This is a genomic window from Salinimonas lutimaris (assembly GCF_005222225.1).
Classification (GTDB): domain Bacteria; phylum Pseudomonadota; class Gammaproteobacteria; order Enterobacterales; family Alteromonadaceae; genus Alteromonas; species Alteromonas lutimaris.
On sequence record NZ_CP036536.1, the window covers coordinates 2,452,389 to 2,475,085 of the forward strand.

Annotated in this window: 18 protein-coding genes and 6 tRNA genes; 5 read left to right on the forward strand and 19 right to left on the reverse strand. The window is 49.5% G+C overall.

Annotated features, from left to right (window positions below):
• Nucleotides 1-694 precede the first annotated feature (694 nt).
• From lolE to dnaQ, 10 genes are all read right to left on the reverse strand, one after another.
• Nucleotides 695-1,930, reverse strand: coding sequence for a lipoprotein-releasing ABC transporter permease subunit LolE (gene lolE / locus EZV72_RS10675; RefSeq protein WP_137167242.1), 1,236 nt, complete (start codon nt 1,928-1,930; stop codon nt 695-697).
• Entirely contained in the window at nt 1,927-2,622 is a 696-nt protein-coding gene (gene lolD, locus EZV72_RS10680) for a lipoprotein-releasing ABC transporter ATP-binding protein LolD (RefSeq protein WP_137167243.1), read from the reverse strand. Before lolD ends, lolE begins: the two co-directional genes overlap by 4 nt.
• Nucleotides 2,623-2,751: 129 nt before the next feature.
• A tRNA-Asp gene (locus EZV72_RS10685) sits at nt 2,752-2,828 on the reverse strand.
• A gap of 29 nt (nt 2,829-2,857) precedes the next feature.
• A tRNA-Asp gene (locus tag EZV72_RS10690) sits at nt 2,858-2,934 on the reverse strand.
• A gap of 29 nt (nt 2,935-2,963) precedes the next feature.
• Nucleotides 2,964-3,040 (reverse strand) — tRNA-Asp (locus EZV72_RS10695).
• A gap of 31 nt (nt 3,041-3,071) precedes the next feature.
• Nucleotides 3,072-3,148, reverse strand: a tRNA-Asp gene (locus EZV72_RS10700).
• 29 nt (nt 3,149-3,177) lie between these two features.
• Nucleotides 3,178-3,254: transfer RNA gene (locus EZV72_RS10705), tRNA-Asp, on the reverse strand.
• Between the two features lie 28 nt (nt 3,255-3,282).
• Nucleotides 3,283-3,359, reverse strand: a tRNA-Asp gene (locus EZV72_RS10710).
• A gap of 200 nt (nt 3,360-3,559) precedes the next feature.
• Nucleotides 3,560-5,002 (reverse strand): TIGR03503 family protein, encoded by a 1,443-nt coding sequence (locus EZV72_RS10715; RefSeq protein WP_137167244.1) that lies wholly within the window; start codon nt 5,000-5,002, stop codon nt 3,560-3,562.
• Nucleotides 4,972-5,685, reverse strand: a complete 714-nt coding sequence (gene dnaQ, locus EZV72_RS10720; RefSeq protein WP_137167245.1) for a DNA polymerase III subunit epsilon — start codon at nt 5,683-5,685, stop codon at nt 4,972-4,974. Before dnaQ ends, EZV72_RS10715 begins: the two co-directional genes overlap by 31 nt.
• Before the next feature lie 88 nt (nt 5,686-5,773).
• Here dnaQ and rnhA point away from each other — a divergent pair, with 88 nt between their 5' ends.
• On the forward strand, nt 5,774-6,244 hold the full coding sequence (rnhA, locus tag EZV72_RS10725) for a ribonuclease HI (protein WP_137167246.1): 471 nt from the start codon (nt 5,774-5,776) through the stop codon (nt 6,242-6,244).
• Here the strand turns inward: rnhA and EZV72_RS10730 are convergent.
• From EZV72_RS10730 to EZV72_RS10740, 3 genes are all read right to left on the reverse strand, one after another.
• On the reverse strand, nt 6,228-7,082 hold the full coding sequence (locus EZV72_RS10730; protein ID WP_137167247.1) for an AraC family transcriptional regulator: 855 nt from the start codon (nt 7,080-7,082) through the stop codon (nt 6,228-6,230). The two genes, rnhA and EZV72_RS10730, sit on opposite strands and share 17 nt — an antisense overlap.
• Before the next feature lie 435 nt (nt 7,083-7,517).
• Complete coding sequence (locus EZV72_RS10735; RefSeq protein WP_408640814.1) at nt 7,518-8,477, reverse strand: transposase; 960 nt, start codon at nt 8,475-8,477, stop codon at nt 7,518-7,520.
• Nucleotides 8,478-8,759: 282 nt separating this feature from the next.
• Nucleotides 8,760-9,737: an NAD(P)H-quinone oxidoreductase gene (locus tag EZV72_RS10740; RefSeq protein ID WP_137167248.1), complete on the reverse strand. Its 978-nt coding sequence runs from the start codon at nt 9,735-9,737 to the stop codon at nt 8,760-8,762.
• 102 nt (nt 9,738-9,839) lie between these two features.
• Between EZV72_RS10740 and EZV72_RS10745 the strand changes: the two genes are divergently transcribed.
• A complete protein-coding gene (locus EZV72_RS10745; RefSeq protein WP_137167249.1) occupies nt 9,840-11,030 on the forward strand; it encodes a class I SAM-dependent rRNA methyltransferase in 1,191 nt (396 codons plus the stop codon).
• A gap of 63 nt (nt 11,031-11,093) precedes the next feature.
• Here the strand turns inward: EZV72_RS10745 and EZV72_RS10750 are convergent, their stop codons facing one another.
• Nucleotides 11,094-11,396, reverse strand: a complete 303-nt coding sequence (locus tag EZV72_RS10750) for a PilZ domain-containing protein (RefSeq protein ID WP_137167250.1) — start codon at nt 11,394-11,396, stop codon at nt 11,094-11,096.
• Between the two features lie 171 nt (nt 11,397-11,567).
• A complete protein-coding gene (gene hrpA / locus EZV72_RS10755; protein WP_137167251.1) occupies nt 11,568-15,458 on the reverse strand; it encodes an ATP-dependent RNA helicase HrpA in 3,891 nt (1,296 codons plus the stop codon).
• Between the two features lie 602 nt (nt 15,459-16,060).
• On the opposite strand from hrpA, the gene EZV72_RS10760 reads away from it, so the two are divergent.
• Complete coding sequence (locus EZV72_RS10760) at nt 16,061-16,291, forward strand: hypothetical protein (RefSeq protein WP_137167252.1); 231 nt, start codon at nt 16,061-16,063, stop codon at nt 16,289-16,291.
• 71 nt (nt 16,292-16,362) lie between these two features.
• Here EZV72_RS10760 and EZV72_RS10765 read toward each other — a convergent pair whose 3' ends face one another.
• Nucleotides 16,363-16,782, reverse strand: a complete 420-nt coding sequence (locus EZV72_RS10765) for a CBS domain-containing protein (protein ID WP_137167253.1) — start codon at nt 16,780-16,782, stop codon at nt 16,363-16,365.
• A 148-nt stretch (nt 16,783-16,930) separates the two neighbouring features.
• Nucleotides 16,931-17,965: an isoaspartyl peptidase/L-asparaginase family protein gene (locus EZV72_RS10770; RefSeq protein WP_137167254.1), complete on the reverse strand. Its 1,035-nt coding sequence runs from the start codon at nt 17,963-17,965 to the stop codon at nt 16,931-16,933.
• Between the two features lie 152 nt (nt 17,966-18,117).
• On the opposite strand from EZV72_RS10770, the gene sbcB reads away from it, so the two are divergent.
• Both sbcB and EZV72_RS10780 read left to right on the forward strand, forming a co-directional pair.
• A complete protein-coding gene (sbcB, locus tag EZV72_RS10775; RefSeq protein ID WP_137167255.1) occupies nt 18,118-19,548 on the forward strand; it encodes an exodeoxyribonuclease I in 1,431 nt (476 codons plus the stop codon).
• Nucleotides 19,549-19,628: 80 nt separating this feature from the next.
• On the forward strand, nt 19,629-21,287 hold the full coding sequence (locus EZV72_RS10780; RefSeq protein ID WP_137167256.1) for a DUF342 domain-containing protein: 1,659 nt from the start codon (nt 19,629-19,631) through the stop codon (nt 21,285-21,287).
• A 2-nt stretch (nt 21,288-21,289) separates the two neighbouring features.
• Here the strand turns inward: EZV72_RS10780 and EZV72_RS10785 are convergent, their stop codons facing one another.
• Complete coding sequence (locus EZV72_RS10785) at nt 21,290-22,081, reverse strand: sterol desaturase family protein (protein ID WP_137167257.1); 792 nt, start codon at nt 22,079-22,081, stop codon at nt 21,290-21,292.
• A complete protein-coding gene (locus tag EZV72_RS10790) occupies nt 22,068-22,697 on the reverse strand; it encodes a CDP-alcohol phosphatidyltransferase family protein (RefSeq protein WP_137168724.1) in 630 nt (209 codons plus the stop codon). The genes EZV72_RS10785 and EZV72_RS10790 overlap by 14 nt, the downstream gene beginning before the upstream one ends.

The window sequence follows — 22,697 nt, forward strand, 5'->3', positions numbered from 1 at the left end:
CCTACTCCCCTGATGGACAGTCACTCAAAACAAGCTTGACTACCATCAAACAGCATCAAACAGGACACCCATAGCCCCGCACTCTCACCCGGATGCAACAGGCTCTCTGCCAACCAAAGGTAAGCCTGTTTTTAAAAGCACTGGCTAAGATAGGGTGACTAAGGATAAGGCGAAAGGACACACACTTAATAAGAGAGCTCAAAGTGACTGTCCAGGCAAGTAAACACAGCTATCTATCCTGTGGACAGTCACTCAAAACAAGCTTGACTAACGTCAAACAGGACACCCATAGCTCCGCACTCTCACCCGAGTGCAACAGGCTCCCCGCCAACCAGAGGCGAGCCTGCTTTTTAAAGCACTGGGTAAGATAGGGTGACTAAGAATAAGGCGAAAGGACACACACTTAATAAGAGAGCTCAAAGTGACTGTCCAGGCAAGTAAACACAGCTACCTCTCCTGTGGACAGTCACTCTAAGCAAGCTTGACTAACGTCAAACAGGACACCCGTAGCTCCGCACCCTCACCCGGGTGCAACAGGCTCTCTGCCAACCAGAGGCGAGCCAGCTTTAAAAAGCAGTGGGTAAGCTGGGGTACCTAAGGATAAAAAGGACAGTCACTTAATCAAAAAGCTTAAAGTCACTGTCCATACAACATATACGGACAATCCTACCAATCGACGGCAGCTGACTGATACTCACCCATTCAATGCGCTGGCCGGGGCCACTTGAGCCGCCTTCCTGGCCGGATAGAGTGTAGATATAATGACAAGCAGAAAGGCAACTACCATTGTGGTTGCCACTTCTGTCCAGTTAAGCTGCGAGGGCAGAAAGTCAATAAAATAAATGTCACCGGAAAGTATTTCGACATTAAGAATTGATTCAATACTGCTGACAATACGCGATAAATTAGGCGCAATCAGAATAGCCAGTAAGGTTCCACACACGATACCAACTGTACCGTTGATAAGCCCCTGATAAATAAAAGTTCGGCCTATCAATGCATCCGATGCACCCATGGTCTTTAAAATAGCAATCGCAGGTCGCTTTTCCCGAACCGACATAACCAGTGTCGATACAATGTTAAAACAGGCCACCGCAATGACTAACACCAGAACAATGTAAACAACGGTGCGAACCAGCTGAATGTCACTGTACAAATGCCCCTGAGTTCGCGTCCAGCTGGACATATATACTGACTGTGGAAATAAGTAGCCAATCTCGCGAATAATACTTGCTGCCTGATAAGGATCATGGAAAGTCAGGCGAAGCCCCTGAGCTCCGCTTTCTATCCCAGCATACTCAGAAGCCTGTTCCAGGTGCATCATCCCAAGATGATTATCCAGCTCACCACCAATAGACAAAGAACCTGCTAACGTCAGTTTCATCAACCGTGGCGCTTTAAAGGTCAGGTCGCTGGAAGTGGTAGGCACCAACACCGTTATTTTGTCGCCTATTTCCAGCGCTAATTTTTTAATCAGTCCTTTGCCGAGCAATACACTTTTTTCTTCGCTGGCAAATCGTTGCCAGTCCGCCTGACTCACTTGCTGCAACCATTGATCGTGGCTGGCTCGTTGGGTACTCAGCCCGGTCAGCTCAACCGGTTTTAAATGACCTTTTTGCTGAATCATACCGGTGATCTTTGTATATGGCTCCACTGCAGCCACCCGAGGGTCCTGCTCTAACGAATCTATGGCGGCCGGCCAGTTCCGAATGCCCTGATTATCTACCGAATATAACTCGCCGTGAGGGATCACAGCTAACACCCGATTGATAAGCTCCCGCTCAAAACCATTCATCACGCTGAGTAATGTAATTAAAACAAAACAACCCAGCCCTACGCCGAATGTAGAAGAAAAAGAAATGAAGGAAATATACCCATTTTTCTGGCGAGCCTGCCTGAACCGCTGGGCCAGTTGCCAGGCCAGATTCATACACTCGCTCCCTTGCTTTGTTGCAGAATATGGCCATCCTGAATTGTTAACGTGCGGTCCATCTGTTGCGCCAGTTCTGTATCATGCGTCACCACCACAAAACTGGTCCCCAACTCGTAACTGAGTTCTTTCAGCAACTGATATACCTGAACGCCGGTCTGATGGTCAAGGTTTCCAGTAGGCTCGTCGGCCAGAACCAGTGCAGGGTTGTTGACCAGTGCCCGTGCTATGGCCACACGCTGTCGTTCTCCGCCAGATAGCGCTGATGGTTTATGCGTCTGCCGGTGAGAAAGTCCGACTCTTTCAAGCAATGCTGCCGCCCTTTGCTGCGCTTTCGCCGGCTTTTCTCCGCCAATAAGCAAGGGCATAGCTACGTTTTCCTGTGCGGTAAATTCGGGCAATAAGTGGTGAAACTGATAAATAAAGCCCATTTGTGCATTACGCAGGCTTGCCAGCTTTTTTGAGCCCAGGGAAAATAATGACTGTTGCTTGAACAAAACATTGCCTGAAGAGGGGTCATCTAACCCACCCAATATATGCAGTAACGTACTTTTTCCAGAGCCTGAACTGCCCAAAATAGCGATGTGCTCAGCAGCGTGAACAGAGAATGAAATGCGATCCAATACCTGGATCGTGGCAGCACCATCCTGATAAGTTTTACTGATGTTCTGACAAACTAGAATTTCTTGCATCACCACAATCTATTTACCAATTTTTACTTAGGCAAATATTACCGTGATAAAGGTGTTGAACCAAGAAACAGACAGATAATAAAAGGAATTTTATGCAGTTACGAGACAACGACTGCATTTTGGGGAAGTTGGCGGAGCGGACGGGACTCGAACCCGCGACCCCCGGCGTGACAGGCCGGTATTCTAACCAACTGAACTACCGCTCCACAAAAGGATGACGTGCTGTACAAGATAGTGGCGGAGCGGACGGGACTCGAACCCGCGACCCCCGGCGTGACAGGCCGGTATTCTAACCAACTGAACTACCGCTCCACTAAGGATATCTTATTGTACAAGCAAATTGGCGGAGCGGACGGGACTCGAACCCGCGACCCCCGGCGTGACAGGCCGGTATTCTAACCAACTGAACTACCGCTCCGCTAAAGGATATTAAATCGTACAAGTTAAAGTGGCGGAGCGGACGGGACTCGAACCCGCGACCCCCGGCGTGACAGGCCGGTATTCTAACCAACTGAACTACCGCTCCACTAAGGATTTTAACTTGTACAAACTAAATGGCGGAGCGGACGGGACTCGAACCCGCGACCCCCGGCGTGACAGGCCGGTATTCTAACCAACTGAACTACCGCTCCGAAGCCTTTAGCTTGTGAGTATTGAAAGTGGCGGAGCGGACGGGACTCGAACCCGCGACCCCCGGCGTGACAGGCCGGTATTCTAACCAACTGAACTACCGCTCCACATTTTTCAATACTATCAGCAAGTTGGAACTTCACATCAAGTGTTCTCCCCCTCACTGCGGCGCAGATATTACGGTTATTGATTATTAGAGTCAATGCTTTTTTTGCATAAAATAATGAAATTGGGGCTGTTTGTTCAACTAATCGACATAATGCTGCAACAACGAACAGCTATGCTGAAATTTTACCCGAAGCCGCCCTTATTCATTCTTATCTTTTGGTTTTTTCTTAAAAATACCGGTGAGTTTTGCCAGTAAACCCGGTTTTGTCTCTGCAGTAAGATCTGCCTCTGTGGTTTTTGTTTCTTTCTTGGCCACCGAAGGTTCAGTAACCACCGGCGCCGCCGCTTTTTTACGTCGCCATACAACAAACCCAACAATAAGCCCTGTTATTAGCAGAATACTCCCGTTCACTACCCCCAATAGCATATATAAGGTACTGTCCTGCATCGTTTCGGACTCTTGGGGCTGAGAGGTGTCTGGCTCTGGTGCCTGTCCATTATCTTCAGGGGCGGTGATAGCCTCACCCTGAATGTCTTCTTCAGGTGCCGGCTCTACATCAAATCGAAATTCAGGGACATCCAGAATAAAATCCCGGCCACTGATGGTTTGCCCATAAGTAGTGAGCTTTACCGCATAAGTACCAATATCTATGTTCAGAATCTGCTGAGTGCGAACCCCCTGCTGTGGCTCGGTAATTGAAAAATTCTGGATATCCCCGTTGGGATAGCGGACTTTCCCGTCAATCAGCAAAGTGTCTGTCTGGATGAGAGCCGGGTCAGCTGCGATGCTCAGCGTATGGTATTCGCCTTCCTGTTCGACCTGCTCGACCGACATTGAGACTGGATTGGGATATAGCATAACCGGCGCATCAACCTGCTCACGGGTATACATCGGCGTGCTGACCCTAAACACAGGCCTCCACTCTCCGGCTGCCACATTTAAATTAAACTGGCCGGTAAACACCCCGTCGGACGGGCGCTCGTCCATTCCCCGACCATTATCCTCAAACCGGGCTATCACTTCCCGGTCTGAGCTGAAGTTGTCGTAATTTGGATTATTCGTGCTGACAAACTCTATGTCCAGGGCAACAACGTCGCGAAACCCTGGCTCGCTGACAGGCTCTCCCCCATTGGTTAGCCGGGCTGTTTGCTTTAAAATTTCGCCTGAAAAAATGACCTCGGGCAGAGGCTGGGCGTGCAGAGCAATGTCAGATACCACCATTATCCTGCTTCCCGGTACTATCTGCCCAACCGCCTGCCATGGGCCGGGAACAGGGTTTTTAATGGTGACCATGTCAAAAGTGTCATCGTCAAACCAGACCACATTTTCCTGTTCAGCCTGGGTCTGGAAAATCTTTGAGCCATCCGGCCTGACCAGCACCACCGGCGCCGAGCCAAATTCCCGGAAGAAAATCATGGTCACTTCTTCGACGTTATAATCGACACGAAACCGGTTTTTTAGCAGTGCTATAGAATTTTGATATTCATTGCCAAGAGAGGCAATGGGAGGAGAATCAGGTTGCGCCTTGGCTGGCTCCTGCGACAATGCAGACGGAATAGTTAACCCCGCCGAAATCAGTACCGCCAGTCTGAAAGTCTTACCTGAAAAGGTTATTCGCCCTGATTTGCTCGCCACAAACATTGTCCACCGCTTTCCTGCACGATATCCAGTCGTGCTTCATGTTGTTCTAATTCATCGGCGGATGCTTTGATAACCTTTAATTTTTTTGCCGTGCGTGCAACGCGCCGAATGCTCCCATCATCAGTTTCCTCTCCGCTTTGCCCGGCCAGATTCAGTTTGGTCTGGCCACCAGTCATGATCAGATACACATCGGCAAGGATCTCCGCATCCAGCAAAGCGCCGTGTAGTTGTCGGTGGCTATTATCAATGCCGTACCGTTTACACAATGCGTCCAGGTTATTTTTTTGCCCCGGGTGCACTTTTCTGGCCAGCGCAAGGCTATCCAGAACAGAGCAGATATCCGCTGTTTTTGTACTTTTAGTGCGGCTATTTAGTCTGAATTCATGGTCCATGAAGCCAACGTCAAATGGCGCATTATGGATAACCAGCTGGGCTCCGCGAATAAACGAAATAAAATCATCGGCCACATCCGAAAATAACGGTTTATCAGCCAAAAATTGATTGGTAATTCCATGTACTTCAATGGCTTCGGCTTCAATCTCACGCTGCGGGTTGATGTAAACGTGAAAGTGATTGCCTGTGAGTTTACGGTTTACCAACTCTACACAACCGATTTCAATAATCCGGTGGCCTTCTTTAGGGTCGATACCCGTGGTTTCTGTATCCAGAACAATCTGACGCATGATAAATATCTCGTTACTGCATAGGTTTTTGCTAGTATACCAACCCCATAGTGGCTGACTATGGGTGAATAGCAAAAAAGGAGCACAAGTGGCCAAAAAAACCATTCATATATTTACCGACGGATCCTGTCTGGGAAATCCCGGGCCGGGAGGCTACGGCGCCGTAATGATTTACAACAATCATCGCAAAGAACTTAGCGGCGGGTATTATCAGACAACCAATAACAGAATGGAGTTGCTGGCTCCTATTGTGGCCCTGAATGCATTAAACGAAGCCTGCCAGGTTGAGATTACAACCGACAGCCAGTATGTAAAAAACGGCATCAATCAGTGGATTCACAACTGGCGTAAAAACGGCTGGAAAACTAAAGATAAAAAGCCGGTTAAAAACGCCGACCTGTGGAAGCTACTGGATGAAGCTGTTAGCCGGCATGACATGAACTGGCACTGGGTAAAGGGGCATTCCGGTCATCCTGAAAATGAACGGTGCGATGATTTGGCCCGTGAAGCTGCCAACCACCCCACCCAACCTGATGAAGGTTTTACACCGTCTTCATAATAGGCAGATACAAGGTTTGCTGCGCCTCATGCGCAGCCACATCAGGGAACAGGGTATGTCGTTCAACAAACGGGGGATGCGTGTGGGTGTCCAGTCTGTCAGCATACTGACTGAGCATGAGACGCAACATCCGGCCAATCTCTCGTTCATCCCCGGTTATCCGACAGGCTGCCACGGTTAATTCAGGTATTGTTGCATTGTGTACCTGCCAGGGATTTAACCTGACTGTCTGGCGATGACTACTGGCAATACCCAATCGCCAGTGCTCTGGCGCTGTAGTAGCAGGATCATCGTAATAAATAGAAAATGTGCGGCTGAAGCCTGGTGCAGAGCCGTATTCTTTACGCCACTGAATAAACTGGCTCACCGACTCAGCAATGGCCGAAGGGGGTCCCTGATGAATCTTTAGCGCCAGTGGCAGCGCTTTAAAATTTTCTTCAGAGATTTCAGGTGAGTTGTGTTTATTGGTTGAATGAAGCAAATTCAGTATGGATTCTGCAGACTGCCAGTATGCCCAGTCAGGCTTTTGTCTGAACGCGATGGGCGATATCCCGCAACACCGGTAAAAAGCCCGGTTAAATCCTTCGGGTGACGCAAAGCCGGCCTCAAGAGCAATATCCAGGACACTCATAGTGTGCCGAAAAGCCAGTTGCCAGGCCGCTCTGCGCAACCTGAAAATACGCATAAAGGTGCTCAGCCCCACGCCCGACAATTCCTTAAAGTGACGCTTAAATGTTGCTTCAGATACTCCTGCAATCCCAGCCAAATTTGTTATATCAGGGTGTTGCTGAGGAAATTGAGTTAAGTGAGAGAGCACTGTCTTCATACGAAATGTCATGCTACTTCCTGGCTAAAAACGATAACGCACAATATACATGCTTCTCTATTCCCTGCCTGACCATTTAGCTCAGTTGCTGCTAACAAAGTGGCATTGGGGTCATACTAGACAGCCACTTTATCCGCTCATACTGTCAACTATCCATGCTTTCCAGCCATAACTGGACATCCATATTTTAATTAAAAAAGATTTGCGCGGGTGTCTATGGGCAAATGTGACCGACGTAAAAGGTAAGACGCCTGTTGGGAGTCCCCACCTGCGCACATGTTGTCTTAATTAAAGTGGCATCTTTACTAGCGACGGCGATTAGTGAAAAAACCTGAAAAAAATCCAACAATAAATATAAGAATATCAGCGCCAAGTAGGCGTCCAGAACATCATATTTATGCAGGGGACAGTAGGCGGAGTATGGATAACGTGCAGGGATGACGCTGACTAACCTGTTCTTTGCATTTTCTGAGAGCGCCACTTTCGTTTGCATAAGTCTATGCTGATTTTACTGGCAAATTGCGTTTCGACTCCAGCGACCAGCCACTGGAACTGTGCCTGATTTAATCCAAACCCTTCATAAAAGGAGGCCATCTCGTCAATAACACCTGATTTTTCTGATGCCATCTCATCAGCAGTGACTGAAACAAGCTTGATATAATCGGCATATCTAAAAGGAAGTTGGTTGTCCTTCCCTCCATCACTGTTGTCACTCATAGGAAAGAGCGTTTGAGGCTGTAAGTTGAGTCTGGCAGCTGTTATTCGCTTTTTTATACTGGTGTGTTGTGAATTTTCTGGTGTTGCCGAAATATTCGACCTGACAGGATTTAAATCAACATACGCCATACAGGCAGCCAGAGAGCCTTCATCTAACAGCGCTTGCGACTTAAACCGCCCTTCCCAGAAGCGGCCAGTGCAGCCATCTTCTTTATTCGCGCGACGGGCAATAAATTCATTGAGTAACCGCATAAACCAACTGATATCGTAGAGTCTTTGCCGGTAAACTGATGCGATTTCTTCCACAGCGTTTAACTCACACGTCGACATATGACTTCGGTCATGAGTATTGATATACCGGTGGGTCAACAATGTCCCTTTGTGTAATCTATGCCAGCGCTGAATAATCTCAGTGGTTGTCCAGCTAAGCGCCTGCTCTTTGTTTACGTGTAAAACGAGATGAGTATGATTGCTCATCACTGCATAAGCGCAGATATCTATAGCGAAGATTTTTCCCAGAAATAACAGTCTCTGCTCCACCCAGCCGCGCCGGTGTTCGTAGCTTTGGCCGGTCAGTTTGTCTTTGCCACATAAAAATGCTCTGCGTACACAGCGGGATACACAATGGTAGTAGGGAGTATCTGATAAGGAAATCTGAGCTTTTCTGGGAGTAGGCATTTCATCGAACACAGTGTGAGTTTTTTAATACCTTGCCAAAATCCTGTGAACTGATCGACTGTACCGTGTGACAGGCTGTGGGGGCTGCCAGGTATGCTTGCTGTTTAACGCTTCAGCCACCAAGCGACAATATAAATATGGATGTCCAGCCTTGCTGGCTGTGCATCAAAATTCTGTGGGTGTCTGATTGTGAGCTAGTCATATCCACCAGCCCAGGAGAAACGCCTTCCTCCTGGGTACTGATGTGCTTGCTTTGACGACTTTATTTTCGCGCTCACATTACCAGGTGACTGTTTACCAGGTAACTATGATTTTTCCCTGAGTATCATTTGCCTCGAGCCGGGCGTGCGCTTCGCCTACATTTTCCACATTGTAAACAGTGTCCAGATTGACTTTCAGCTCGCCGGTAGAAAATGCACCCAGAAATCTTTCTGTGAAACTGTCTATTAACTGACGCTTGTACTCATCGGAGCGGCTTCGAAGTGTGGAGCCTTGCACCCGGGCGCGCTTCATCAGCATCAACCCCATATCGAGCTTATCTGCATAGCGACCGGCAAGCATAGCCAGATAAACAATCGTCCCGTCAACTGCCAGTGATTTCAAGTTACGGTTAAGATAATCTCCGGCTACAAAGTCAATAACTGTGTTCGCCCCCTCAGGCCACTTTTCTGCCAGTACTTCAGCAAAGTCCTGTTCCTTATAGTTAATCAAAACCGATGCTCCCATATTTTCGCAGTGGGCCAGTTTTTTTGCCGAAGAGGCCGTGGTTGCGGTGGTAACACCAGCCAGTCTGCACAACTGTAACCCGGCAAGACCAACACCTGATGCGCCGGCATGGATTAAAGCCTTGTCTCCCTGCCCGACCTGACCAATAGTAAACAGTACCTGATACGCAGTTAAAAACACTTCAGCCAAGCCTGCTGCTTCTTCCATGCTTACACCAGATGGCACGGGCATAACGTGCCCTTCATCTACCAAAGCCTGTTCGGCATAACCGCCACCTGGCATTAAACCGAAAACCTTGTCACCCACTTTCCAGCGTGTCACATCACTGCCTATATCAATCACTTCCCCGGATGCTTCCAGGCCAAGAACCTCGCTTTCACCCGGTGGTGGCGGGTAATTTCCCATTCGCTGCATGGTATCAGCCCGGTTTATACCAAAAGCATGCACTTTAATTTTTACCTGATGCGCTTTTGGTGTCGGTGCATCCATAGTCGCCAGCGACATTGCTGCAGGCCCTTGCCCCGAAACAAAATCAACAAATCTCATAATAACCCCATTATATTTTGGCCGTGACAAAGTCTACGTTGGTCTAGTGAAAACAGATGATAATCGCTATACTCGCGGCCTCTGTGTGTATTAGGTATCAGTATGTCTGCAAGTATCATTCTTCAACCCGAACGGGAAAAATCCTTAAAACGCCGTCACCCCTGGGTGTTTGCCAGCGCGGTCGCCAATGTTAAAGGCCGTTGTCGGATGGGTGATACCGTGGATGTCTACAGTAGTCAGGGGGAATGGCTGGGCCGTGGCGCTTATTCTCCGGAGTCGCAGATTCGGGTTCGTATCTGGACCTTTAATCAACAGGAGCCGGTAGATAACGGCTTTTTTGTGCGTCGATTAGAACAGGCCATGTCGTTGCGTCGCAGTGTTCTGGATTTTACCAACACCAACAGCTACCGACTAATTGCCTCTGAATCTGACGGCCTTCCTGGTGTCACTATTGATGTATATAACACTGTAGCGGTGGTTCAGCTGCTTAGCGCCGGTGCTGATAAACAGCGTAAAAAAATAGTATGGGCCCTGAATAAAGTGCTGCCCGACTGCTCGGTTTATGAGCGTTCTGATGTGGATGTCCGTAAAAAAGAAGGCCTTGAACCGGTCACCGGACCGCTATCAGGTGAACCGCCTCAGCAGGTCGAAATTCTGGAAAATAATCTTCGCATCAAGGTGGATATCATTAATGGCCATAAAACTGGCTTTTATCTGGACCAACGCGATAGCCGTGCCCGAGCTGGCCATTACGCAAAAGACAAGAGCGTGCTGAATTGTTTTAGCTATACAGGCACATTTTCCTGCTACGCACTGGCAGGTGGCGCAACCAGTATCACTAATGTGGATGTATCTGACTCTGCTCTATCTCTTGCCGCTGAACACATTCGCTTGAATAATCTGGATGAGACAAAAGCTGAAATGGTCAATGGTGATGTGTTTGAGGTGTTACGTCAGTACCATGAGCAACAGCGCCAGTTTGAGATGGTTATTCTGGACCCGCCTAAATTTGTTGATAGCAAAGCGTCGCTGAATCGCGCTGCCCGTGGTTATAAAGATATCAACATGTATGGAATCCATGCTGTAAAACCGGGCGGTTTCTTACTAACTTTCAGTTGCTCCGGCTTAATGCCAGCCGATCTGTTCCAAAAGATTGTCGCTGATGCAGCACTGGATGCCGGCCGCACGGTGAAAATTGTTGAGCGCCTGACTCAGGCCTCCGACCATCCGGTCATCACGACTTATCCAGAAGGATATTATCTTAAAGGCCTGATCTGCCAGGTCATGGACTAGGCACAACAAAAGCACTGGTAAATTTATTGCCAGTGCTTTAACTGCTTTTCATCAAACAGACATTTATTTCATTTCTGAAATTTCAATACCTATCACACAGCTATTGTCAGACTCCTGGACGCAGCGAACCACAGTTGCTACCGCAGACAAGGACGGGATTTGAGAACTGGTAGACTCGATCGATACTTTTACCTGAGTGCCCAGTTCAACCGATGGCTCATCCACTTCTAAAGACATGCCGGTAGCGCTGATATCTTTGCACACGGCCTGCAATGTACGGCTGGACTCATCATCGTTAATCTGCACCTGACAAGGTGAGTTAACCATCATTCTGAAAAAGTTACGCTTATCGTCGTATCCCAACATTCTACTTCTCCTGACTGCTACGCCATATGGAACTGAATTATCATTAACTATCTCGTTATAGGGGGTGAGCGAAACCTTGTCAACTGATCTGCCCGGCACCTCTCCCAACCTAATGAATATAGCTGTTTTTTTTCATCTTCGCTTCATTACGTAGCAGTATCGATTTTAGGCTTAAAACTCAGCAATAAAATTGTGAATACGCTTTGCAGAAATCGGATATGCCGTCCCCAGTTGCTGGGCAAATAAGGAAACACGTAATTCCTCAATCATCCATCGGACATCCACTAATGACTGCGGTGCTTTCCCAGTCGGATACTTTTTCAATGCCCGTTCAAAATCATCCTGCACTTTTTCTATGGCAAGTTGTGCCTGTCTGTCTTTGGTCGGATCCACCGGTAATTTTTCCAGCCTGCGGGCCAGCGCTTTTAAGTACCGGTTCCAGTCTGCCAGCCTGTCTGCGCCGATGTCACTGACAAACCCGGCATAAACCAGACTGCTCAGATGCGCTTTGACATCGCCCATCGCACTGACCATCGTCAGAGGCACGCTACCCTTCATCTGCTTTTGACACTGATGTGCCAGTGTCAGTCCGGTTTCCACTTGCTGCGCAATATCCAGAACCTTGTCATTGATATTAGCTCGCACATGATCAACACAGGCAGTGAAGCGCCTGTCATCACGAATTACTGTCCCGGCCGATGAGGCTTCATATTCGGCGCGTAGCGCATCAATTCCGGCAAAAATGCAGTCGTCAATCAGAGCTTTAACCTGCCCGAACGGATTGAAATACAACCCCAGTTTGGCTTTATTCGGCAATTTACTTTGTAAGTGGCCAAGAGGCGATGGGATCGCATTTTTAATCAACACGTTAACGCCCTGATGATGTAACTGGCGCGCTTTGTCGGCTTCATCAACCAGTACGATATCAACCTTGTCACCCTTACGTACCAAAGCCGGGAATGCCTGAACTTCAAAGCCCCCCACTTTTTGTACAAAAGTTTCTGGTAGCGAATCAAAATCCCATTCCGTCAGCCCTTTTCGTTCGAGTTCCGGTGTCGCGGCTTTGGTAAAAGTTTGCTGCACCTTGCCCTGGCACTGCTCTTTTAGCGTGTGCAGATCGTCTCCTGATGCAATGACTGTCCGATCTTCTTTAACCACCGCAAAATGCATTTTCAGGTGGGTGTCCACTTGTTCAAAGTTCCAGTCTTCTGGCTCAACAGTGATTCCGGTCATCTTGCGTAATTTACTGGTCAGGGCTTCAAGCAGAGCCACCGGCCGGCCATTTTTATCCTGCGGGTCAATATCCGCCATACAGGCATCGGCAAAATTGGGGGCCGGCACAAAGTTGCGTCGCAAACGCTTCGGTAAACTTTTGATCAGCGCCACAATCAGCTCATGACGAAGGCCCGGCACCTGCCAGTCAAATCCCACATCCGCTACCTGATTAAGCACCGGCAGCGGTATGTTAACGGTCACCCCGTCATCCTTTGCATTAGGTTCAAAATGGTAGGTCAGTGGCAGCGTCAGATTGCCCTGCTTCCACACATCAGGATAACCATTTTCCATGGCATCAGGCTGATCACGATATACATCCGCCTCGGTGAATGTCAGTGCAACTGACTGATGATGCTGGCGATACCACTTTTTAAACGCGGCTTCATTGTTTACCTCTTCAGGCAGGCGTGCGGCGTAAAACTCCACCAGTGTCTGCTCTTCTACAATCAGGTCACGACGCCGTGTTTTTTGTTCAAGCTCATCAGCCTGGGCCAGTAGCGCCTGGTTATCTCGTAAAAAGGCATAGTCCAGTTTGGTATCGCCGTTAACCAGAGCCTCACGTATAAACAGTTCCTGACAAAGTGCCGGATCCAACTGGCTATAGACTACTGGACGTTTGGGAATAATCGGCAGTCCGAACAGGCTAACCTTTTCGTACGCGATAACCGCACCACGCTTTTTCGACCAGTGCGGTTCAGAGTAATTTGACTGAGTAAGATGGGTGGCCAGTGGCTCAATCCAGTTGGGATCAATGCGGGCATTAATTCGCGCAAACAATTTTGAGGTTTCTACCAATTCGGCAGACATCACCCACTTGGGCTGCTTTTTAGCCAGCCCGGAGCCGGGAAAAATCATAAAACGGGTATTTCGTGCACCCAGATATTCGCGCTCTTTATCTTTGGTACCGATATGGGATAACAGCCCGGAACAAATAGCCTGATGCACAGACTGAAAATCTGCCGCCTGATTACTCAGCCCCATATTGAGCTCTGCCAGTGATTTTTTCAGCTGACTGACAATATCCTGCCATTCGCGCATACGCAGATAATTAATAAAATTGCTTTTACACCATTTGCGCAGCTGATTGTTTGTCAGGCTGTTTTGCTGCTCACGAAAAGCATTCCAGGTGTTCAGCAGACTGATAAAATCAGAGTCTTTATCTGCCCGCTCATTGTGGGCTTCATCAGCCGCTTGTTTTTTGTCTGACGGCCGTTCCCTGGGATCCTGAATCGACAGCCCGGCTGCGATGATCATCACTTCGCGCAGCGCATTGGTTTTATTGGCTTCCAGCACCATGCGGGCATAACGAGGATCAATAGGTAACCTCGCGATTTGACGGCCTGACGGCGTTAACCGGGCTTTATCCTTATCCCGGCTTATCGCCTGAATCTCTTCGAGTAAACGAAAACCATCATTAATATTACGGTTATCCGGTGGCTGAACAAAGGGAAAACGACTGATTTCGCCCAAGCCCAGGGCCAGCATTTGCAGAATCACAGAAGCCAGATTTGTACGCAGAATTTCCGGATCGGTAAATTCAGGCCGGCCCAGATAATCGTCCTCACTGTACAACCGGATACAAATACCTTCAGACACCCGTCCACAACGACCGGCACGCTGATTAGCCGAGGCCTGGGAAATGGCCTCTATCGGCAAACGCTGTACTTTAGAACGGGCGCTGTAACGCGAGATGCGGGCTGTTCCCGGGTCAATGACATATTTTATTCCCGGTACGGTCAGTGACGTTTCAGCCACATTGGTCGCCAGTACAATCCGCCGCCCGCCATGAGGCTGGAAAATCCGGTTTTGTTCAGCGGCTGAAAGTCTGGCATATAGCGGCACAATTTCTGTCGCACAATATTTTTGCTTCTCAAGTGCATCCTGAGTATCGCGGATTTCGCGCTCCCCGCTTAAAAATACCAGAATATCGCCGCTTGACTCACGGCCCAGCTCATTAACCGCTTCAACAATAGCGTCTGTCTGATCAAGATCATCACCCAGCTCCTCAGCCGGACGGTATCGAATCTCTACCGGATACGTACGCCCGCTGACTTCAATAATGGGCGCATTACTGAAGTGACGGGAGAACCGCTCCGGGTCGATAGTGGCCGACGTGATGATCAACTTTAAGTCAGGACGTTTGGACAGTAATTGCGTCAGATAACCAAGCAAAAAATCAATATTCAGGCTGCGCTCGTGCGCTTCATCGATAATGATGGTGTCGTACTGATTCAAAAAACGGTCTTGCTGCATTTCCGCCAACAGCATCCCGTCGGTCATCAGTTTGACATAACTGGACTCACTGACGTTATCTGAAAACCGAATTTTAAAACCAACTTTTTCGCCCAGCGGGGTATCAAGCTCCTCAGCAATCCGGCTTGCCACACTACGAGCCGCCAGACGTCGAGGCTGAGTGTGGGCAATCATGCCATCAACACCCCGCCCAAGCTCCAGACAAATCTTGGGCAATTGTGTTGTTTTACCCGAGCCTGTTTCACCGGCAACAATCACAACCTGATTTTCAGCAATCGCTTTTTTTATATCGTCTTTTTTATCGCTAACAGGTAATGGCGGATAAACAATATCAGGCAGGTTTTCTTCACGCAGGGCACGACGCTGTTGCGAGGACGTTATCGCATGCTGCAGTTTTTCCAGCGCATCCACAGACGGATTATTGCGCGATAATTGCGAAATGCGCCGCTGTAAGCGAAAGCGATCTGACCCCATGACGGTGGCCAGCTCCTGTTTTAACTGTGTAACTGAAACCGGTGTTGTACCTGAATCCAATGCCAAATCCTTAACGTGGTGCCTGCTGACTTTCAAATGACCCGTGATCCTAGGGAAAACGGGCTCGCTTTTCCAGTATTTAGTGCCAGGACGCCTTAACAACAAGGCCGTCACGTGATTTTAGTAACCACAAAGGGCGCAGAGTTCGAAGAAGGATGAATTGTGAGTCCGGTTTTATTGTGACTGTCTGCCTACCCACCCCGGATGAGTGTACCTGTCCGTTTAAATAGTGGTGACTGTCCGCCCATCGACTCCGGATGGGATGTCTGTCCAGACTAGTCAGTGTGTGTCCATTAAGATTGATTGAGATTGCTATTCAGGCGTCAGGCAAGGTTGTGACTGGCCGATTTTTTCTTCATGCCTGTCCAGTATTGACCCAGTTTTGATTTATGGATGTCCACCGGTAAATCTACAGGAGTGGCGGTCAGTGAACAGTGCCTGTCTTGTGATAAGCCATCAACTCCGAATGGGGTGCCTGTCCAGACTAGTCAGTGTGTGTCCATTAAGATTGATTGAGGTTGCTATTCAGGCGTCAGGTTAGGTTGTGACTGCCCGATTTTTGCTTCATGCCTGTCCAGTATTGACCCAGTTTTGATTTATGGATGTCCACCGGCAAATCTATAGAAATAGCGGTCAGTGAACAGGACCTGGCCTGTGGTAAGCCATTTGATATTCAGGAGAATACGGCTGGGGGTACTGATGGTGTGTCAGAAACTGGCTGGATGTATCCTCACTGGCGCCGGGCCCGTGCATCGCCAATAGCCTGCTGGGTGGTACAGGCTGCACCACAATGTAATGCCATCGGCCAACCAGAACTTCAAGCTGGTCGATAGCAAGGCCCTGGCAGGGGTTAGCGGAAACCTCGTGGTATCAAATAAGCACTAAGCGTGCTGGCAACAGGCTGCTAACCGACAGCCTGATACCCTGAGCTTAATTGTTTATCAATCGCTTTTAACACAGCAGTACGATTAATACTGCCCACCAGAATGCCATCGTCATCCACCACCGGATACACTCGTGGCTTTTCTTTTAGCAGGGTTTGCGCCAGTTCAATCACCGACAAATAGGGCTTCACGCTCAGGGCCGGCGTTTGCATGATGTCTTTCACCCGACAGACCTGCTCACGGTAGTAACAGGACTCCACCATTTGCTTGATACAGTCCTGCTCAGACAAAAAGCCCACCAGTTTTCCCCGCGGGCTGACCACAGCCCCACCCGATTGACCACTGTTAAGCAATGCTTCCACCGCTTCAGCCACAGGCATGTCCTCAAGTAAACGAACAGGATGATGGTTCATATAATCACAGACTTGTAGCGATTCCATTTTGCCCCCTAAAGCAGCGTGCTGTCCTGGCGTTTCGCTGCGTGTTATGTGTAAGGCCAGATACTTTTATTTACGCATGTTAAATAGTTTTGGATGCGTTACTTAAAGCCTAGCCCCATAACCGCTATTCAGCTACCTGTTTTGTGGTTTAGCCGGCACTTTTTTGTACTTCGGGTAACAGTGCTTTGTAAATACCCACTTTCACACTGCCATCCTGCCCGATGCTGGCCCGGTACATTCCTGGCGTATTAAATGGCATGGTAATATTACCTCGCTTATCTATCGCAATAACACCACCCTCGCCACCGACCTTTTTCAGCTCTTCGTTAATGACCGTCTCTGCGGCGCGGCTGACGCTGACGCCCTGATAATGGATACGGGCACAAATATCAGCAGCCACATTGTAACGGATGAAAAATTCACCATGCCCGGTTGCAGACACCGCGCAGCTTTCGTTATCGGCGAACGTACCAGCCCCAATCACCGGCGAGTCGCCAATCCGGCCAAAGCGTTTAGCCGTCATTCCCCCGGTGCTGGTGCCAGCCACCAGATTGCCGTTGGCATCCAGTACGACAGCACCGACGGTACCCATTTTTTCATTACCCTGCTGACCACCGGTGTCCAGACCGGCCTGTTCCATCCGTGCTTTTACCTTGTTCAGCGCCTCCAGACGCTGGTCGGTATCAAAAAAATGATTATTCACCGGCTCCAGTCCTTTACTTTGCGCAAAGGCTTCTGCTCCGGCCCCGGACAACATCACATGCTCAGATTGCTCCATCACCAGCCGCGCCGCTGCAATCGGGCTTTTGATTGTTTTAACGCCAGCCACCGCCCCGGCTGTACGTTTCGCTCCTTGCATTATTGAAGCATCCAGCTCATGTTCCTCATTGTACGTGTACACCGCGCCGACACCGGCATTAAATAATGGCGAGCTTTCGAGTACCTGAATCGCCGCCACTACTGCATCTTCGCCGGGTTTACCGGCTTTTAGCAGCTGGTAGCCGGCCTGGGCCGCTTCTCGTAGCTTTTTGGCATACGCTTTTTCAAGCTCCGGTGTCATATTTTCTTTTACAATGGTACCGGCACCGCCATGAATGGCGATGGCCACCTCTGAGGTATCAGCTAAGACCGACTGGCTTAGTGCCAGCCCTGCGAATAATACCCCAAACAACCCTTTTCTCATGTGTACTCCTGATACAGCTCATTGATATATGTAGATTTATCATCACCAATTTTGCAGTGCAATTCCAGTGCCCCTGGTGGTAGAAATTTTCACTTTCAGTACAACCCGTGTAAACTGCCCGGCGTAATTTTACCAATCTCAACAGGTTTACCATGACGACAGCGCCTACATTTCTCTGGCATGACTACGAAACCTTCGGCACCAGTGCCCAAAAAGATTTACCCTGTCAGTTTGCAGCGATTCGCACCGACATGGATTTAAATGTAATTGGTAAGCCAATCAATATCATGAGTCAGATTGGTAACGACTATCTGCCTCAGCCCGGCGCATGCCTGGTCACCGGCATTACGCCTCAGCAAACCCTGCGTGATGGTTCGGTGGAGGCTGACTTTGCCCGTCAGGTTAGCGACGCCATGAGCCAGCCCAATACCTGTGTTGCCGGATACAACAGCATTCGGTTTGATGACGAGGTCAGCCGGCACCTGTTTTACCGCAACTTTATCGATCCGTACGCCAGAGAGTGGAAAAACGGCAACAGTCGCTGGGATATTATCGATCTGGCCCGGGCTTGTTACGCGCTGCGTCCAGAAGGGATTGAGTGGCCACTAAAAGAAGACGGTACGCCCAGCTTTAAGCTCGAAGATTTAACCCGCGCCAATCAGCTGGACCACGGTAAAGCCCATGATGCCTTATCCGATGTGTATGCCACTATCGCCCTGGCCAAACTGATTAAAGAAAAGCAGCCGCGCCTGTTTGACTATGCGTTTTCTTTACGTAGCAAACATAAAGTGATGGATCAGCTGGATTTTTCCAAACCGTCAGTGGTACTGCATGTCTCATCGAAACTGCCAGCCAGACAGGGCTGTGCAACGCTGGTCATGCCGCTGGTTCGCCACCCGTCAAACCCCAATGCTATAATTGCTGTGGATCTGGCCAAAGATGCCGGGGCACTGCTTGAAAGTGACCCGGAGACAATCCGCTCCCGCTTATACAGCAAACAGGTCGATTTAGGTGATGAACCGCGTCCGGGCCTGAAACTGATTCATATTAACCGCTCGCCGTTTATTACCACAGCCAGGGCGATGACCGAAGACACCGCAGCCCGGCTGGGCCTTGACCTGGAATACTGCCGGCAGAATTTTAAACAGCTGGCTGTTGCCGACGATCTTATCGCCCGGGTCACGCAGGTATACAACGACACACCGGTTGACCATGATGATGATATCGATCACGCGCTGTACAGCGGCGGCTTTTTAACCGATGAAGAACGTAGCTGGTGTGTGGATGTGACTGAAGCTGATCCTGAACAGTTATCTGCACTGACTGATAAAACACAAAACCAGAAGCTACAAAGTATGCTGTTTCGTTATCGGGCCAGAAATTATCCGCAAACCCTCAGTGAGTCTGAATTACAGCGCTGGCACAATCATCGTCACTATCGCCTGACCGACCCGCAGTCTCCGGCCACCATTACCCTGGAAGCCTACCTGATGGAACTGGAACAGCTGGCTGCCACCCATGCTGATGATCCGGATAAACAAGGCATTTTGCGGGCGCTGTACCAATATGCGGAAAACCTTTGACGGCCAAATTAAAAACACTATAAAGTAGGGTCTCGGCAGCACTATCGCCATCACATCATGTACCACAAACGGAAGTAGTAATGATCGGTGTATCAGTTAACCTTGATGACTCAAAAAATTATGTGGAGCTAACTCTGGATCCCACCTCATTAGAGCGTGAACTGGAAGCAAAGCAGTTATGGAATACCTTGAACGAAGGACAGTTCAAGAATCTTTATATTTCACAAACCACCGTAAAAAATGCCTGTGATAAGGCCAACCACCTGTTCAAAACCAATGACAAAACTATGGTTCGCGAACGAGTCGGAGAACGGCGCAATACTGAGGTGGAATTTAAGGTCAGCAAAGACAGCATGAGTGCTTCGGTCAGTCTGACTGCGCCTTATGGTGGCCGTATGCCCACCATCGATATTCTGATCAATATGGCAACCAATGCCGGCATCATTCGCGGGCTGAGCCGAAAACGTCTGGCCGCGCTGTTGTATGAACTCGCCCAGGCCGCGCCCGGGGAGGTTATTAACGGAGAAATTGCCCGGGGCCTGCCCCCCAGGGAAGGTCGCAGCAGCAAATTTTTGCCACTGGTACCCAATGCCCTGGAGCGAGTGCTCAAACCTCAGACCGACGACAATGACCGGGTGGATATGCGTAATCTGGGCGAGGTCATTTGTGTCAAAATTCATACTCAGGTGCTGCGCCGCCTGCCCCCTTCACAGGGGCGTCACGGCTACGATGTAAAAGGTCTGACCATTCCGGCCACGCCCGGTAAGTGGCTGGAATTTACGCTGGGCAAAGGCACAGCAGTCAGTGATGATGATCCTGATGTGCTGGTTGCCACCATCTCGGGCATGCCTAAATACCGTGATATGGTGATGACCATAGACGACACCTTTATTTGTAGTGGCGTCAACGTAGGCAGCGGGCATGTTAATTATGAAGGCGCAGTACTGGTTAACGGTGATGTCACCGAAAAGATGGAAATCCGGGCATCGGGAGATGTCACCATTAACGGTTTTGTCGAGTCAGCCCTGATTGAAGCTGGCGGTGATATTATTATTACCGAAGGCGCAATGGGTAAGCTCAATGAAGACAGTGGCCAGTATTCCTGTCGGCTGATAGCGGCGGGCTCGGTACATGTTCAGCACGGTCAGGGCATTGAAGTTACATGCGGCGGGAATATCACAGTAGGCCGTCAGCTGGCATACAGTCGCCTGCACGGCGGAGGTTCGGTCACGGTGGGCAAGCTGAACAACCCTCAGGGGAATTTATTTGCCTGTGATATTGTTTGTCAGGGCACTGTGGCGGCTGGCACCCTTGGTGCGGTTTCCGGCAGCACCCTGAAAATTGATTTCAGCCCCGGCTTCAGCAAACTGCTGGAACGTAAAGACACCATGGATGACTTGCTTGAGCAGCTGCGCCAGAATTCCGCCCGGCATAAAGAAAAAATTGAGCTAATCAAAGCTAAAATCCTACCTGCAGAATTAAAGCAAAAAATGAACAGCGCGGTAGAGCTCTACAAAAATGAAGCAGCGCTGCTTAACTGGCTGGAATTAAAAACGCTTGAAATGCGTAAGGAAAAAGAAAACTACATGCAGGCCATTGGCCTGGATGCCAACAAACGTATTTATAACGGGGTGTCAGTGAAATTAAACAATCGTAGCTGGCGCTCTGAGCGTGAGTACGATCGCAGCACGGTCTCTTACCACAATCACCAGTGGCTGTTTGATCCCAAAAAATCCTGACATTATGACCGGCGAAACGGCATCATCAACAGTCGCACAAAGCGGCTGTTGGCTGGCGTTGCCGGATAGGCTGTCAGGCCAATATCCAACTGTTCATCGGTTTGCTCAGCCCGGTGGGTAAAACTATTAAACAGCCGGTCCCACCACGACACACTGAATCCGTAATTTGAGTTGGTTTCTCTGCCATACTGACTGTGATGAATGCGGTGCAGGCGCTGGGTAATAATCAGCCTCCCCAGCTTGTCATCCAGTGCCTGAGGCAGCCGGATATTACTGTGATTAAACAGGGCAAAACCATTGAGCGCCACTTCAAAGATAAGCACCGCTACCGCCGGTGCCCCCAGCAGGAGTACCGCAGCCGATTTAACCAGCAGGCTCAGACCAATTTCCAGCGGATGAAAACGCAGACCGGTGGTGGTGTCCACATGGCTGTCTGCGTGATGAACTTTATGCAGTTGCCATAACAGCGGAATCCGATGAAACAGCCGGTGCTGCCAGTAAATCACCAGATCCAGCCACAATACGGCTAAAACCACCGACAGCCAGCCTGGTATGGCGATATGATGCAGCACACCGATACTGTGTTGCTGTGCCCACAGCGCCACTCCGGCCACACTGGCTGGCAGCACCACCCGGCCGACCAGCGCACCGCAAACTACCATGGCCAGGTTTGCCCGCCAGCGCAGCGCTTTGTTAACTACTGCCTGACGGGCCGGCCATAATGCCTCAGCCAGTGCCATGACGCCAAATATGCCGATAAACAGGCTCAGCCTGAGCATACTATGACTGTCCATGACCGACCTTTTTTAAGGTAAAATAACCACCGGCAATCCGGGTGGCAATAGTGATGCCACAGGCCGCCGCAAACAGGTAAGCCAGCATAGTAAAGGCCTGTGGCCACAGGCAGACGGCCAGCAAAAACACGACGGTTTCGGTGCCTTCGGTCAGCCCCTGCATGTAATGAAAACTTTTATGATTAAAGTCAGGACGGCTGATCTGGTATTTTTCAGCCGCTATCGCAAAGGCCAGAAAGCTGCTGCCGGTGCCAATAAAACAAAACAGCAGTAACGCAGCCGGTGCGCCCCACACCATCGGATTAGCCAGCCCGAAGGCCAGCGGTACGCTGGCATAAAACAAAAAATCCAGGCAAATATCCAGATAGCCACCAGCACTGCTGGCGCTGTGCTGATAACGGGCCAGTGCGCCGTCCAGGCCATCAAATAGCCGGTTTAGCGCCACACAAATCAGTGCCCAGCCAAACTGTCCGCTGAGGATAAACGGCATGGCAAACAGTCCGATAATAAACCCGGTCACGGTCAGCATATCCGGCGTCAGCCCGGCGCGATCACAGCGGCGCACAACCGGCATTAACAAAGGCTTTATCAAAGGGGTAATTTTTGCATCTAACAT